At 48.6% G+C, this 14,690-nt stretch carries 14 protein-coding genes and 1 pseudogene; 5 read left to right on the forward strand and 10 right to left on the reverse strand.

Annotated features, from left to right (window positions below; all coding sequences use genetic code 11):
* Positions 1-2: 2 nt before the first annotated feature.
* The 5 genes from AABJ99_RS12680 to yncG form a co-directional block, all read right to left on the reverse strand.
* Positions 3-1,145, reverse strand: a complete 1,143-nt coding sequence (locus AABJ99_RS12680) for a DUF2169 family type VI secretion system accessory protein (protein ID WP_039021986.1) — start codon at positions 1,143-1,145, stop codon at positions 3-5.
* A gap of 12 nt (positions 1,146-1,157) precedes the next feature.
* Positions 1,158-1,700 (reverse strand): DUF6484 domain-containing protein, encoded by a 543-nt coding sequence (locus AABJ99_RS12685; protein WP_039021985.1) that lies wholly within the window; start codon positions 1,698-1,700, stop codon positions 1,158-1,160.
* Complete coding sequence (locus AABJ99_RS12690) at positions 1,700-3,688, reverse strand: type VI secretion system Vgr family protein (protein ID WP_338387350.1); 1,989 nt, start codon at positions 3,686-3,688, stop codon at positions 1,700-1,702. Before AABJ99_RS12690 ends, AABJ99_RS12685 begins: the two co-directional genes overlap by 1 nt.
* Positions 3,689-3,706: 18 nt before the next feature.
* On the reverse strand, positions 3,707-3,991 hold the full coding sequence (locus tag AABJ99_RS12695) for a type VI secretion system PAAR protein (protein ID WP_039020875.1): 285 nt from the start codon (positions 3,989-3,991) through the stop codon (positions 3,707-3,709).
* A 539-nt stretch (positions 3,992-4,530) separates the two neighbouring features.
* Positions 4,531-5,148 carry a glutathione S-transferase family protein gene (gene yncG, locus AABJ99_RS12700; protein WP_039020874.1) on the reverse strand — a complete coding sequence of 206 codons (618 nt, stop codon included), beginning with the start codon at positions 5,146-5,148 and terminating at the stop codon, positions 4,531-4,533.
* A 266-nt stretch (positions 5,149-5,414) separates the two neighbouring features.
* Here yncG and ansP point away from each other — a divergent pair, with 266 nt between their 5' ends.
* A complete protein-coding gene (gene ansP, locus AABJ99_RS12705; RefSeq protein ID WP_001309490.1) occupies positions 5,415-6,914 on the forward strand; it encodes an L-asparagine permease in 1,500 nt (499 codons plus the stop codon).
* Positions 6,915-7,026: 112 nt separating this feature from the next.
* Here the strand turns inward: ansP and yncE are convergent, their stop codons facing one another.
* A complete protein-coding gene (gene yncE, locus AABJ99_RS12710; RefSeq protein WP_039020873.1) occupies positions 7,027-8,088 on the reverse strand; it encodes a YncE family protein in 1,062 nt (353 codons plus the stop codon).
* A 241-nt stretch (positions 8,089-8,329) separates the two neighbouring features.
* On the opposite strand from yncE, the gene pqqU reads away from it, so the two are divergent.
* Positions 8,330-10,432 carry a TonB-dependent receptor PqqU gene (gene pqqU / locus AABJ99_RS12715; protein WP_338387351.1) on the forward strand — a complete coding sequence of 701 codons (2,103 nt, stop codon included), beginning with the start codon at positions 8,330-8,332 and terminating at the stop codon, positions 10,430-10,432.
* Between the two features lie 35 nt (positions 10,433-10,467).
* Here the strand turns inward: pqqU and mcbR are convergent, their stop codons facing one another.
* Both mcbR and curA read right to left on the reverse strand, forming a co-directional pair.
* Complete coding sequence (gene mcbR, locus AABJ99_RS12720; RefSeq protein WP_001119578.1) at positions 10,468-11,133, reverse strand: colanic acid/biofilm transcriptional regulator McbR; 666 nt, start codon at positions 11,131-11,133, stop codon at positions 10,468-10,470.
* Between the two features lie 198 nt (positions 11,134-11,331).
* Positions 11,332-12,368 (reverse strand): annotated as a pseudogene (gene curA / locus AABJ99_RS12725) (NADPH-dependent curcumin/dihydrocurcumin reductase).
* 180 nt (positions 12,369-12,548) lie between these two features.
* On the opposite strand from curA, the gene mnaT reads away from it, so the two are divergent.
* The gene (gene mnaT / locus AABJ99_RS12730) at positions 12,549-13,064 is read left to right on the forward strand and encodes a GNAT family N-acetyltransferase (protein WP_000027557.1); all 516 of its coding nucleotides are present in this window, start codon (positions 12,549-12,551) and stop codon (positions 13,062-13,064) included.
* Positions 13,064-13,513: a DMT family transporter gene (ydcZ, locus tag AABJ99_RS12735; protein ID WP_338387352.1), complete on the forward strand. Its 450-nt coding sequence runs from the start codon at positions 13,064-13,066 to the stop codon at positions 13,511-13,513. Before mnaT ends, ydcZ begins: the two co-directional genes overlap by 1 nt.
* Here ydcZ and ydcY read toward each other — a convergent pair whose 3' ends face one another.
* The gene (ydcY, locus tag AABJ99_RS12740) at positions 13,514-13,747 is read right to left on the reverse strand and encodes a DUF2526 family protein YdcY (protein WP_039020870.1); all 234 of its coding nucleotides are present in this window, start codon (positions 13,745-13,747) and stop codon (positions 13,514-13,516) included.
* A gap of 85 nt (positions 13,748-13,832) precedes the next feature.
* Complete coding sequence (ortT, locus tag AABJ99_RS12745) at positions 13,833-14,006, reverse strand: orphan toxin OrtT (RefSeq protein WP_000061178.1); 174 nt, start codon at positions 14,004-14,006, stop codon at positions 13,833-13,835.
* 194 nt (positions 14,007-14,200) lie between these two features.
* Here ortT and yncL point away from each other — a divergent pair, with 194 nt between their 5' ends.
* Complete coding sequence (yncL, locus tag AABJ99_RS12750) at positions 14,201-14,296, forward strand: stress response membrane protein YncL (RefSeq protein ID WP_001303494.1); 96 nt, start codon at positions 14,201-14,203, stop codon at positions 14,294-14,296.
* Positions 14,297-14,690 lie beyond the last annotated feature (394 nt).

Genomic DNA, 14,690 nt, shown 5'->3' on the forward strand with positions numbered 1-14,690 from the left:
AACTACGCTCCTGTTTCTGTTACCAGTTCATCTGTTAATTCTGAATTATCGTTTTTTTCTCCGCATCCACCACAGGTTTCTCCGCCTCCCGCAGCTCGTTGCTGCCACCAGGTTTTACCCACAGGGCCTATTGCAACAGTGTGAATTTCCTGAATCCGTCGCTTCAGAGGTATACTTGTACGCCAGACTACACTAAAACGCTCCTCATCGGGTTCAAAATAAAGCGTATCAACAACCGGCATTAATTCATGAGCTTCATAATCCATCGTTAAAATTCTAACGGGCATTTGGTTTATATGAGGTAGCTGAAATTCAATGACTGAGCGTTCTTTATGCATATTTATCAGCATAACTTTTTCACCACCCTGCGGATATGCGGTCTGTTGATCAGGTGGTGCGCTCTGAAAATAACGCTCATCAAAATCCTCCGGTAGAAAGGGGGAGACTTCTGCACGCCATCGTTCGTCATATGTTCCGGCATACTGTAAACGTAACGGATGGTTTCTTGGCCGGGCGGAAAATGCTCCCGGCTCCGGATGTGATTCTGGACGTGTCACGCTATCCTGTGGTAGTTCAACCAATGGCAGACGTGAGTTAATGAATACGGTTTCATCCCGATGATTGCCATAACCGATTCCAACAATATTGCTGGAAAATATTTCCCGATGCTCATTTCCCTGTACATCTTTCCAGACATACTCGCCACCAAAGGCATTACCATAATGTAATGAGACTGACTGTATGAACTCTGTATCAGATATGCTCCAATCTGACGTCTTTTTTTGCCAGTAGCGCGTACCAAATACCTTTAGACACTTATCGACTTGACCTACAATTGCTCTTGATTCTGTCTGATAATTATTCCCCTCGCTTACAAAATAGGTTGTTGCGTTAAATAAAACATCACATTTCTCTTTATACCTGACATAATCGGCCTCATATAATACAGCAGAGAATCCAGGTTCACCCACATATATATCACTTTCCACCAATGGCTGAGGTGGTAATAGTGGGCGAGGGCGTCGATTGTTTACGGGGATCTGATAAGTTGCTTTAATTACAACTACAAGATAATCTTTCCCATTTTTATCTGTTGCAGTAAAAACATCAGCTATCGTGTGTTTTGCAGCATTAAAAATTTCCATTTTAATATAACCTCAGTTTACCTGCACCGACCCACCTTTTAACCTGTGTGTTGCCTGCGCCTGACTGTCAATATAAAGCGCGCGTATCTGAAGCAGTCCATCAGCCGATAAAATAATTTTTGACTCGCCGCACTGAAGCACTAATTCTTGTTTCGCTGTCAAAACAACTCGCTCTGTATTTAGTTCGTCTTCAGTACATTGTTTCGTCTCTGACTGATATCTTTCTGTTAAATTCTCCGGAAGTATTCCGGTCACTACCGGATGAGAATAATTGCCAGAGAGAAACTGCACAGTGCATAACCGTCCGTTATACTCCGTAGTTACAGTTCCCAAACCCAAAGCTTCAACAGGTTTATCTTCATGAGGACACTGAATCAATATTTCTCCAGAGTCTTTGACACTGACAATTCTGCCGACAATCAGCACAGGGATATCACTGACATGCTCCTGGGATTTACTAGCCTGATGAGATAAAATATTTTCCAGCAAATGTGTTGTACTGGTCAGCTCATCTTCTGGCTGTGGGACGTATATATCATGCAGTTCCTTTATCATTAGTTCTCCAGAATTTTCTTCCCTTTCATATTCATATCACCATCAGCTTTATAAAACTGATCACCTGTTGTTCCCAACGACAATTCATGTCCATTTATAGTGATGTAGCCATCTTTATCCATGCGCAAAGAACTCTTACCACATACAAACTCGATGGAATCGCCTACTGTCACTGTAAGAGTTTCCCCTACAGTAACAGACTGGGATTTATCCACAGCCTCGGTATCATTCCCTGTTACCTTGCTATCCTGATCATTACCTACGCTCTTGCTACGATTGTTCGTGACAGTCAGAGATTGATCATTTCCTACGCTTACATTTTGATCGTGAGTTACAGTGACGGTCTGATCATGTCCCCCGGAATTCTCCTTACCTACCGTCACCATCTGACCCAGTCCAACCGTGATTTTCTGGTCGTTACCGATGGTTTCCGTATGGTCATGTTTCACATCCGTTGTCCGGTCGTTGAGCACCTCCGTATCCATGTTCTTCTGGGCATGGATATACACCTGCTCATTACTGGTGGCGTCTTCAAACCGCAGCTCGTTAAATCCGCTTCCTTTATAGGTTTTTGACCGGATGGTCATCTGCGTCTTCGTTCCCGGCAGGTCTCCCGGCGAACGGTTATCTTCATGGTATGTCCGGCCCATGATTATCGGCTGGTCCGGGTCTCCGTTCAGGAAGTCAACAATCACCTCCTGACCCACCCGCGGTATCGCCAGGTTACCAAACCCCGGCCCCGCCCACGCCTGCGATACCCTAACCCAGCACGAACTCGCCTCCGTTGCCGGGTTATACCTGTCCCAGTGAAACTTCACCCGTACCCGGCCATGTTCATCACAGAAGATTTCCTCGCCCGCAGGCCCGGTGACAATGGCGCTCTGTGGCCCGTCCACCTTCGGTTTGCTCTGCAGCCGTGGACGCCACGTCCGGTCTGCCGGTATCACCTCTAACTGATTGCCCAGCGTGGTTCCTCTCCCCTGGCTGCCGTGCAGCGCCTGCGGCTGGCTTCCTGACAGTATGCTCTGTACCACCTGCCATTCACGGTTCAGCATCTTCTGCGGATGCCCCGTCAGCGTAAACCGCGTTCCCGGCCACAGCCGCGGCGAATTACTCTGCCCTGTGGCCTTTTCCGCATCACTGCGCAGGCTGTCCATCTGGTACAGCGTGAAATCCTTGCCGTGCTGCTCGTCCTTGAACCTTCCCGGATAATCAAATATCTCATACTGCGCCAGCTGTCCGTTCAGGCTCTCACCCTGCTGCTCATACATACCCGGCCAGTCCGGCACCTTAAACGTGTAATCCTGGCTCTGCACCGACGACGGGCGGACATGCGCCTCATAACGGAACATACTGACACACTCCGTCTCCGCTCCTGCCGATGTGTCCGGGTTAAACGGAAACGCCCCCGCCTGTGACAGCCCCGCCACATCGTCGCACAGCGTCAGCTTCTGCTCCGGACTGTCCGCCGCAAACCGCTCAAAGAAGAAAATTCCCTCCTCCGCCCACAACCGGGACAGAAACGTCAGGTCGCTTTCCCCGTACTGGACACAGAATTCCCGCGCCGGATGGTCCTCATAAAACAGCGGCGTCCACTCCGTGACGCCGTTCTCGTTCAGTAACGTGGCCGATATCGTCCGGATATCCTGCTGCTGGAAGATACGGAAGTTCCGCCGCAGCCCGCACCGCCATAACGGCGGCTCAATACGCAGGTGATAACGCATCTGCCAGCCGTTATTCTCCTGCATGCCAAAACCCGCCACCACGCCGGTGACATAACGCAGCGGGATGACGCCCTGCCAGATGGTCAGTGTCGCCTTCTTCTCCAGCAGCATCTCCGCCGTCTGCATAAAAGAGTCGCTGGCAACATCCACACTCATCACAAACGGATATGACTGGTTCTGGATTAACCGGAAGCTCACCACCGCAAAGGTGTCCGGTTCCTGGCCGTCAACCTCCAGTGTAAAGCGAAGACCTTTTAAGGACATAAATACCTCTCAGACATATCAGCCTATATTTACCGTACCGCCACCAATAACCACGCCGCCGCAGTCAACAGCATCACCGGTTCTGGCGGCGGGCAGGCCGTCAATAAAGACGGTTGAAGAACCTCTGGCGATTTTACGGGGATGAGGGGGATGCTTCGGTTTAGCATGCGGCGTCAGCGGATCTCCCTGGCGGGCTGCGGGGAGACCATCGATAAAAACGGTGGATGACCCGGCGGTGATGACGGTCTCGTAATTACCGTCGTGCTGGGTGCCTTTGTCGGTAAGTTTGGCTGCTAAAGGCATAATTCCTCCTGTTCAGAATTTCTACAGCAGCAGGTTTCAAAAATCCGGAGAAATATTCAACGAAATATTAATCACTTCACCGGATATTCTGATACGTACCTTCACTGGTCTATTTAAGTAATACAAATTGTTGGCGTGTATTAAGTTCCATTTTGTTCTCCTTAATTATGTAAGGAGTATTTGATCATGTATAAGCAATAAAAACAGCTTCAGGAAATAAGGAATATCGCAATTTTTAAACATAAAATGCGAATCGTTCAATACAAAAAAGCAGCGTTGCGTAATCTTTCCCTGATTAAATACGCTACCGCCCTACCCTGATGACATGATCTGCACTGCACTATCATATCGACATGTTTCTCTACATGCGAAAAGATGTTTTATTTTCGGATTATATTAAATTGATATTTCATATAAAAAACGAAATTACATCAATCATATAAATAGTTGTGCCAACTTTAATTACTATTCATAGCAAACAAATGGATATCCAGTTAACTACGCCAGTGATTCATTAACATTAATCTCCGGCATTGTTGTTAAATAATGGCATTCCTTTTTAGTACTTCTTGTAACTTTGGTATCTGACATACAGCATCAGCAATCGCACTGATATTCGTGGCATTATCCTGAAACCATTCATGCCCAGGCCCCCATGTGCGCATTGTGCAAAGATAACAGTCCACCAGCGTTAGTTGCTCACCAAACGCATAAGGTTCAGCGGTCAGTTGTGAATTCAGCCAGATATAAAGCGATTTGCGATATTCAATAACATTCTTCTTTAACTGTTCAGGCGCGTCAGGAGCCCAACGCTCAGGGTAATCGGCGAAAGTGAACGTTGGATAGACATTAGCAACCAGCCAGACCAATAGCCGTTGAAACTGCTGACGTTCGGCGCGCCTAACCGGTGGCGCAAGGTCCGGGCGACGATCGAGAACCATCAATGCAATCGCCGCTGTCTCCGTCATAATCTCGTCATTTTCCAGCGCCAATGTCGGAATCTGACACAACGGGTTCAGGGTTTTCAATAACTCGCGTGAAGTTCCCTCGTGGTCAAAACCACTGACATCAACGAACTGATAAGGAATATCAGCCAGTGATAGCATCAGCTCACTGATTGTAGAGCCCCATCCGGGTACGCCATACACCTTAATCATATGCCCCTCACAATCTTTTAAAGATTAAGTGTAGGACAGTACACAGGTTAACCAGCAAAAGGATTTGTCATTTTTTCGTCAGTTGTATTATTCCCCTTCAGGATTGTAAGGGGATGTTTTGCATCGTTTATCGATAACGGGTAGGATGCTGCGCCGATAGTTTTATACCCATAAAGAATAATGGTGATAACTATCATCGCCAGGATGAATAAACATTGTTCATGGCAACTTATATGATTTTTTCATTAAAGCAATCAGGGAGAGCAATGAGTAAACACGACACCGACACTTCAGATCAGCACGCCGCGAAACGCCGCTGGCTTAATGCCCACGAAGAGGGGTATCACAAAGCGATGGGCAATCGCCAGGTACAGATGATCGCCATCGGCGGCGCGATTGGCACCGGCTTGTTTTTAGGCGCTGGAGCCCGACTGCAAATGGCGGGGCCAGCACTGGCACTGGTCTATTTAATCTGCGGCCTGTTTTCATTTTTTATTCTGCGTGCATTGGGTGAGCTGGTGCTACACCGCCCTTCCAGTGGCAGTTTTGTCTCTTATGCCCGCGAGTTTTTAGGAGAGAAAGCCGCTTACGTTGCAGGCTGGATGTACTTCATCAACTGGGCGATGACGGGGATTGTCGATATTACCGCCGTCGCTCTGTATATGCATTACTGGGGTGCGTTTGGCGGCGTGCCGCAGTGGGTCTTTGCGCTCGCTGCGCTGACCATCGTTGGCACCATGAATATGATTGGTGTGAAATGGTTTGCGGAGATGGAGTTCTGGTTTGCGCTTATTAAAGTGCTCGCCATCGTGACCTTTTTGGTCGTGGGTACAGTGTTCCTCGGTAGCGGTCAGCCGCTGGATGGCAACACCACTGGCTTTCATTTAATTACCGATAATGGCGGTTTCTTTCCCCACGGTTTACTGCCTGCTTTGGTGTTGATTCAGGGTGTAGTGTTTGCTTTTGCCTCCATTGAAATGGTGGGTACAGCTGCCGGAGAATGTAAAGATCCGCAGACCATGGTGCCTAAAGCCATTAACAGTGTGATTTGGCGTATTGGCCTGTTTTACGTCGGCTCCGTGGTGTTGCTGGTTATGTTATTGCCGTGGAGCGCGTATCAGGCGGGGCAAAGTCCGTTCGTGACGTTTTTCTCTAAACTGGGTGTGCCGTACATCGGCAGCATTATGAACATTGTGGTGCTGACCGCTGCCCTCTCCAGCCTGAACTCAGGTCTGTACTGCACCGGACGTATTCTGCGCTCGATGGCGATGGGCGGTTCCGCACCGAGTTTTATGGCGAAAATGAGTCGTCAGCATGTGCCGTATGCCGGGATTCTGGCGACACTGGTTGTGTATGTCGTCGGCGTATTCCTCAACTATCTGGTGCCGTCTCGCGTATTTGAGATTGTCCTGAACTTCGCGTCGCTGGGAATCATCGCTTCATGGGCGTTTATCATCGTGTGCCAGATGCGCCTGCGTAAAGCAATTAAAGAAGGCAAAGCAGCGGATGTCAGTTTTAAACTGCCTGGCGCGCCCTTCACTTCCTGGCTGACATTACTGTTTTTGCTGAGCGTCCTGGTGCTGATGGCGTTCGATTACCCGAACGGAACTTATACCATTGCGGCGCTGCCGATTATCGGTATTCTGCTGGTTATAGGCTGGTTTGGTGTGCGCAAACGCGTTGCTGAAATTCACAGCACTGCGCCAGTCGTCGAGGAAGATGAAGAACAACAGGAAATTGTGTTTAAGCCTGAAACGGCGAGTTAATTGCAAAATTGCCCGGCTACGTGCCGGGCAAATTCAAATTACTGACGAAGGTGCCGGATACGGCTTGATAAAAGTCAGGCAAGTCTCTCCGTTTTCACCCTCGCCATACCTATTACAGCGCAATACGAATCACATCATCCGGCTGGGTAGCTTCCTGCTGTTTAGTGGATTTTTGTTTCACACTGACATACAGCGTTTTACCATCGGCAGACAGCGCCAGGCTGTTCGGATGAGTCGGCATATCGAACGTTTTCACCACTTTATAGCTTTTCGCGTCAATCACACTGACTTTACCTGCCTGACGATGCGTTACGTAGGCTTCATTACGCGCTGGGTTAAACAGCACAGCCAGTGATTCCGGTGCCGCAACCTTCGCCAGAATATTGCCATTACGGGTATCGACCACTAACACTTCTGCGGCTTTAGAATCGGTGATAAATGCACGCTGCCTGGCGGTATCAAGGCTGATGTTGATAAAGAAGTGATCTTTGCCGTCATCCAGCAGCTTTTTACGGCTGAGGATTTTATTGTCGGCGGTGTCGATGGTAATCAATTCACCATCGGCATTAGTGGTGTAAAGACGTTTGCCTTTGCTATCCAGCGCCAGACCGGTACTCATTTTACCGGTGTTCTGGATGGCGGTTTTCAGTTTGATATTCTCGCCATCAACGACCCAAATCACGCTCTCTTTACCAATACCACTGATGTAAACGGTGTTCGTGGCATCATCAGCTACCAGCTCACGCGGTTGCAGCGGGCGCACCTCTTCCGTGCGCTTACGATCATCCAGCACCAGACGGCCTTTCACTTCGCCCGTTTTGGCATCTATCGCCGTGACCGCGCTGTTTACGGTGTTACCAAACCACAACGTCTGAGTCGTGTTATTGATGGTGGCACCAAACGGCTTGAGATCGTTATGGATCGCCTGCGTCACTTCCAGAGTGACCGGATCAAGACGATAAACCACGCCACCTTTATCCAGTTTGCGGCTTTGCGAAGTGGCGAGCCACAGCGCGTTTTCTTGCTGGCTATAAGCCATTTCGTAGGCACCTTTACCTACCGCTTTACGCAGCATTTCTTCTGCGGCCTGCGTACTGAATGATGAAGCAACAAGCAATGAACCTAACAGTAATGAACTACGCAGGCGCGATGAAAACAGATGACGTAAATGCATGACGACTCCCTTTGATGAACCGATATTTTTGCTGCTTCACAATGCTTCGCTAAGCGTAATCATCGTTACGCTCTTGTTATAAATGGGAATGGTAATCATTATTTTCTCAAATGTGGAGCATTTCTTGCCGTTACGACTACAATTTTCTCAATTACTTAACGTATTGTGCCGTTTCATTTTCCATAAATTTACAATTTCATTACCATGACGGCGTTTTCCCATTCTTAACCTGGCTTTTTTCATGAAGATTTTTTCCGTCCGACAGACCGTTTTGCCCGCACTGCTTGTCCTTTCCCCCGTTGTTTTTGCCGCTGATGAACAGACTATGATTGTCAGTGCCGCACCGCAGGTGGTTTCAGAACTGGATACCCCAGCAGCAGTAAGCGTGGTGGATGGCGAGGAGATGCGCCTGGCAACACCGCGCATTAACTTGTCCGAATCACTGACCGGCGTGCCTGGTTTGCAGGTACAAAACCGGCAGAACTATGCGCAAGATTTACAGCTGTCGATTCGCGGATTTGGCTCCCGCTCCACTTACGGTATTCGCGGTATTCGCCTGTATGTGGACGGTATTCCCGCCACCATGCCCGACGGGCAAGGGCAAACATCCAACATCGATTTAAGCAGTGTGCAAAATGTGGAAGTGCTGCGTGGCCCCTTCTCTGCCCTGTATGGCAACGCGTCTGGCGGTGTAATGAATGTCATCACCCAGACCGGACAACAGCCACCAACCATTGAAGCCAGTAGTTACTACGGCAGTTTTGGCAGCTGGCGCTATGGGCTGAAAGCAACGGGCGCAACGGGAGACGGCACACAGCCCGGTGATGTCGATTACACCGTCTCAACCACGCGTTTTACGACCCACGGCTATCGTGATCATAGTGGCGCACAGAAAAATTTAGCCAATGCCAAACTGGGCGTTCGCATTGATGACGCCAGCAAATTAAGCCTGATTTTCAATAGTGTGGATATCAAAGCAGATGACCCAGGTGGGCTAACCGAAGCAGAATGGAAGGCGAATCCGCAACAAGCGCCACGCGCTGAACAGTACGACACGCGAAAAACCATCAAGCAAACTCAGGCTGGGTTGCGCTATGAACGTAGCCTAAGTTCGCAGGATGATATGAGTGTGATGATGTATGCCGGAGAACGAGAAACGACCCAGTACCAGTCAATCCCAATGGCCCCCCAACTTAACCCATCGCATGCGGGTAGTGTGATTACTCTACAACGTCATTACCAGGGGATAGACAGCCGCTGGACACACCGTGGCGAACTGGGTGTTCCGGTCACGTTCACTACCGGCCTGAACTACGAAAACATGAGTGAAAACCGTAAAGGCTACAACAACTTCCGCCTGAACAGCGGTGTGCCGGAGTACGGACAAAAAGGTGAGTTGCGCCGCGACGAACACAATCTGATGTGGAACGTCGATCCTTATTTACAAACGCAGTGGCAGCTGAGCGAAAAACTGTCGCTGGATGCTGGCGTGCGCTACAGCTCCGTATGGTTTGATTCCAACGATCATTACATTACTCCGGGTAACGGCGATGACAGTGGTGATGCCAGTTATCACAAATGGCTACCAGCCGGATCGTTAAAATATGCAATGACCGATGCCTGGAATATCTATCTGGCAGCCGGGCGTGGTTTTGAAACGCCGACGATTAATGAGCTGTCTTATCGTGCTGACGGTCAAAGCGGTATGAACTTTGGTTTAAAACCATCCACCAACGATACAATTGAGATCGGCAGTAAAACGCGTATTGGTGATGGGCTGCTTAGTCTCGCATTGTTCCAGACCGACACCGATGATGAAATTGTTGTCGATAGCAGTAGCGGTGGACGTACGACTTATAAAAATGCCGGAAAGACCCGTCGTCAAGGTGCTGAGCTGGCATGGGATCAACGTTTCGCGGGAGATTTTCGCATAAAAGCGTCCTGGACCTGGCTTGATGCGACCTATCGCAGCAATGTTTGCAATGATCAAGATTGTAACGGTAACCGGATGCCGGGGATCGCCCGTAATATGGGCTTTGCGTCGATAGGTTATGTACCGGAAGATGGCTGGTATGCAGGTACGGAAGCGCGTTATATGGGCGATATTATGGCCGATGATGAAAATACGGCCAAAGCGCCGTCTTATACTCTCGTCGGCTTATTCTACGGGTATAAATACAATTACCACAATTTAACTGTGGATTTATTTGGTCGTGTCGATAATTTATTCGATAAAGAATACGTTGGTTCTGTCATTGTCAATGAGTCGAACGGGCGATATTACGAACCTGCGCCCGGGCGAAATTATGGTATCGGCGTGAATGTTGCGTGGCAATTTGAGTGATTATCTTGATGCCCGGTATTTGCCGGGCATTTAATTTAACGATTATATTGCTGGTATAACATAGCAACATTTTGTTGCATAATTTCAGCAAGACAATGTCTGCATCGCTCTTTGTCTTTTACTTTCAACGCGGCGAGTAGTTCATGATAGCTTTCTATACGATCCTGTAATTCCGCTGGATTGATCGCTTCATAAAGATAATGTAAACCAGGTCCCATCCTGACCCACAGTTGCTCAATCATCTCACACAGGATGGGCATATTTGAACGATGATAAATCGCTAAGCGAAATAACCTGTTCGCATTAATGATTTGTTCCATGTCGCCCTTTTCTTGCGCCTGCTGTAATTTCTCGAGCAATTCCTCTAGTTCCGCCAGGTCTTGCGGGGTGAGGTATTCAACAGCCAGAGTAACTGCCATTAATTCCAGCTCGTAGCGGATCCGATTGATTTCGTCTAATTGACGTTTCCCCACTTCCGGAACTGTAAATGCTTGCGCTGGTGCGACAGAGAGCGCATTCACCGAAACCAGACGTAATAATGCTTCACGCACAGGTGTAATACTCATACCTAATTGCTCCGCCAGATTTTTAGTAATCAGGCGTGCGCCAGGTTTTAGTGCGCCAATACTTAGTTGATGTTTCAGGTCGTTCTCAACCTGCATAGTCAAACTGACATGTTTCATTTTTTCCGTTCCAGGCATTTTACTTCCTTCGCGTGTTTTCTTTCCGACCCTGCCTGCATAGCAGAAGGCGTTCACCTGGTGTGTTAAAATGAATAATCATAAGCCACTCACCTTTGTAGTTATTAGCAGCAGAACAATGATGTGGTCAGTTAATTAAAGCTGAAAATAAGCTTTTTGCCTGGATTTTTATGGCGGCCTTACGCCGCCGTTGAAACTTTAATCATCATCCGCCACGCGGATCACCACTTTGCCAAAGTTTTTACCCTTCAGCAGGCCGATAAACGTCTGTGGGGCGTTCTCCAAACCGTTGGTAATTTGTTCACGATAGTGAATTTTCCCCTCTTTCACCCATTGTCCCATCTCCTGCTGAAACTCATGGATACGGTGACCATAATCCTGACCAATCATAAACCCTTGCAAGCGAATGCGTTTTTTCAGCACCGTTGCCATCAACAGGGGTAAACGATCCGGACCGGGTGGTAGCTCTGTAGCGTTATAGCTGCTCACTAAGCCGCAGACGGGAATGCGCGCGGATGTATTGAGTAACGGTAGCACCGCATCAAATACCTTACCGCCAACGTTTTCATAATAAATATCGATACCTTTTGGGCACGCTTTCGCCAGTTGCTCGGCAAAATCATCCGCGTGATGGTCAAGGCAGACATCGAAGCCCAACACCTCGGTAGCATGGCGGCATTTTTCCGCGCCACCAGCTACCCCACCACTCTGCAACCTTTAAGTTTGCCGATTTGCCCCACCGTCGCCCCCACTGGTCCTGTCGCTGCAGCTACCACCAACGTTTCGCCTTCTTTGGGCTGACCGATATCCAGCAGGCCCATATAAGCGGTAAAGCCTGGCATCCCCAGCACACCCAGCGACCACGATGGATTTTGCGGATGATCGCCAAGTTTCACCAAATCATCACCACTGGATATGTCATAGTCCTGCCATCCACTGTAGCCCAGCACCCAGTCACCAGGCTGGTAATCAGGATGATTAGACTCCACAACACGGCTCACCGTACCGCCGACCATCACGCCGTCAATGTCAACCGGCGGTGAATAAGATGGCTCATCGCTCATACGTCCACGCATATACGGGTCCAGTGACAAATAAACTGTGCGCAGTAATACCTGTCCTTCACCCGGTGTGGCGACATCATCTTCTTCAAGACGAAAATTCTCCGGAACCGGCGCGCCATGCGGACGCGAGGCCAGAACCCAACGGCGGTTACGCTGCTTTTGTTGCCCCATAATGCTCTCCTGTGCTTTTGGCATGAATCCATCAATAGTAGCAGGCTCGCAGGATTGGTTTTGTTTGCAGTCGTCACATCCCCTCTGCAACACGCAATAATTTCATCGAGGAATCCGTTGCTTCGGGCTGTTTTCGATAGTATTGATAACGTCATTATCATTATTTTATCGAGGCCAGACATGTCCATCCGTTTTGCCCGCAAAGCCGACTGTGCTGCCATTGCGGAAATTTATAACCACGCCGTGTTGTATACGGCGGCTATCTGGAATGACCAAACGGTGGATGCAGATAACCGCATTGCCTGGTTTGAAGCGCGGACCATAGCAGGTTATCCGGTGCTGGTGAGTGAAGAAGATGGCGTAGTGACGGGATATGCCTCGTTTGGCGACTGGCGTAGTTTCGATGGTTTTCGCCATACCGTGGAGCATTCGGTTTATGTCCATCCCGATCATCAGGGCAAAGGTCTTGGGCGTAAATTGTTAAGCCGATTGATTGATGAAGCGCGGGATTGCGGGAAGCATGTCATGGTCGCCGGGATCGAATCGCAAAATCAGGCTTCGCTGCATCTCCACCAGTCGCTGGGATTTGTCATCACCGCACAAATGCCGCAGGTGGGCACTAAATTTGGGCGCTGGCTGGATCTGACATTTATGCAGTTGCAACTCGACGAACGCAGTGAACCGGACGCAATCTGATGAATCAGTCGCTTACCCTTGCCTTTTTGATTGCCGCAGGGATTGGTCTGGTCGTCCAGAACACGCTAATGGTGCGCATCACCCAGACCTCCTCTACCATTATCATCGCCATGTTGCTGAACTCACTGGTAGGGATTGTGCTCTTTGTTTCTATTTTATGGTTTAAACAAGGCATGGCGGGGTTTGGCGAACTGGTGTCCAGCGTACGCTGGTGGACACTTATACCCGGCTTGCTTGGATCTTTTTTTGTCTTCGCCAGTATCAGCGGATATCAGAATTTGGGAGCGGCGACAACTATTGCAGTACTGGTCGCCAGCCAGCTAATTGGCGGTCTGGTGCTGGATATCTTCCGCAGCCAGGGCGTACCACTACGGGCGTTGATCGGCCCAATTTGTGGCGCAATTTTACTTGTGGTTGGCGCCTGGCTGGTGGCCAGACGCGCATTTTAATCAGAGGATGGTGCCGCCTTTGGTTAACTGTTCGTGGCGCGCTTCCATATCTTCTGTATGCTTGCGACCGTGATGGGCGATCGCTGTGCGCAGACGTTGCTGCTGGGTGTAGCGATCTTCCCGACTTAACTCCGCGTCATCGCTCAGGGCGATTAATAATTCGTTCATATGGGCAATGACGCTCTCTTCAATCGCGGCATCCACGCGCGTGATGACTTCATCCAGATGCGACATACTTTCTCCTTAGCCACTTGTGAAATTTATCGATTCATCCAAATGATATAAGTCTGCGTGGTGCCGTCAAGCCAGTGCGTAAGATTTAAAACAGTGAAAACAACAGCGCCACCGGGAAACTCATCGGCCATGTTGCCCCCACCAGAAAGGCGCTTAAGAAACGGATGCGTTTCTTATCGTGAGAAAGAAACCAGGTGATAAGAAATGCGATTGCTGCCATAACCGCATAAAAAACAAGCATGTGTTGATAGAGAGACATGTACGGGCGTCCAGCCAGATGAATAAAACGCGCGCAAATATGCGTCATTTTTTGACGTGCATCAAGTTTTTTCACCAGTTTGAGAAAAAATCATCAAACAGCAACTTGCCCTTATCCATCTTCAGAATGAGTATTATTGCGGATTTTCTTAACCCGTACTATACACATAGGGGCAATGATAAAAGGTGGCAAAAATGAATGTTTCCAGTAGAACTGTAGTACTGATAAATGTCTTTGCTGCTGTTGGTTTGTTTACTCTTATCTCTATGAGATTTGGCTGGTTTATTTGATGTAGTGATTTTGCACGCAGCACGTACTGTCAGAGAAATCAGTGCTCTGACAGTACGCAAGATCATCTCATACTCTCCAGGTTTACAACATTATCCTTAATATTTACTTCTTTTTGCTGACATCTACATTGAAATAAGTAGAAAACATCCCCCTCCTATCGTCCTTACAGACAGCTTACTGATTCAAAGGGAACTTTGTTTTCACATTTTTCTATCATCATTACTTTAGACGCGCGGGGTCTATAAAAGCTTTATACTTTCAGGGAATAAAGTAAATATAAAAAGATGGCATAAAGTATATGCATGGCAGGATGTTTGCAACCTCCTTGAGAACGCTGTCCCATTGAAATTGCAAACCCCGCACTGGTTATCTGCCCATTTATCATGTAAAACA

Origin of the sequence: Escherichia coli, assembly GCF_036503815.1 — a bacterium.
GTDB lineage: Bacteria > Pseudomonadota > Gammaproteobacteria > Enterobacterales > Enterobacteriaceae > Escherichia > Escherichia coli_F.

Excerpts from the sequence above, each read along its gene's own strand:
- AABJ99_RS12680 (WP_039021986.1), bottom strand. The coding sequence starts at position 1,145 with ATGGAAATTTTTAATGCTGCAAAACACACGATAGCTGATGTTTTTACT.
- AABJ99_RS12685 (WP_039021985.1), bottom strand. The coding sequence starts at position 1,700 with ATGATAAAGGAACTGCATGATATATACGTCCCACAGCCAGAAGATGAG.
- yncE (WP_039020873.1), bottom strand. The coding sequence starts at position 8,088 with ATGCATTTACGTCATCTGTTTTCATCGCGCCTGCGTAGTTCATTACTG.
- AABJ99_RS12695 (WP_039020875.1), bottom strand. The coding sequence starts at position 3,991 with ATGCCTTTAGCAGCCAAACTTACCGACAAAGGCACCCAGCACGACGGT.
- mcbR (WP_001119578.1), bottom strand. The coding sequence starts at position 11,133 with ATGCCTGGAACGGAAAAAATGAAACATGTCAGTTTGACTATGCAGGTT.
- ortT (WP_000061178.1), bottom strand. The coding sequence starts at position 14,006 with ATGTCTCTCTATCAACACATGCTTGTTTTTTATGCGGTTATGGCAGCA.
- yncG (WP_039020874.1), bottom strand. The coding sequence starts at position 5,148 with ATGATTAAGGTGTATGGCGTACCCGGATGGGGCTCTACAATCAGTGAG.
- yncL (WP_001303494.1), top strand. The coding sequence starts at position 14,201 with ATGAATGTTTCCAGTAGAACTGTAGTACTGATAAATGTCTTTGCTGCT.
- AABJ99_RS12690 (WP_338387350.1), bottom strand. The coding sequence starts at position 3,688 with ATGTCCTTAAAAGGTCTTCGCTTTACACTGGAGGTTGACGGCCAGGAA.
- ydcZ (WP_338387352.1), top strand. The coding sequence starts at position 13,064 with ATGAATCAGTCGCTTACCCTTGCCTTTTTGATTGCCGCAGGGATTGGT.
- pqqU (WP_338387351.1), top strand. The coding sequence starts at position 8,330 with ATGAAGATTTTTTCCGTCCGACAGACCGTTTTGCCCGCACTGCTTGTC.
- ydcY (WP_039020870.1), bottom strand. The coding sequence starts at position 13,747 with ATGTCGCATCTGGATGAAGTCATCACGCGCGTGGATGCCGCGATTGAA.
- mnaT (WP_000027557.1), top strand. The coding sequence starts at position 12,549 with ATGTCCATCCGTTTTGCCCGCAAAGCCGACTGTGCTGCCATTGCGGAA.
- ansP (WP_001309490.1), top strand. The coding sequence starts at position 5,415 with ATGAGTAAACACGACACCGACACTTCAGATCAGCACGCCGCGAAACGC.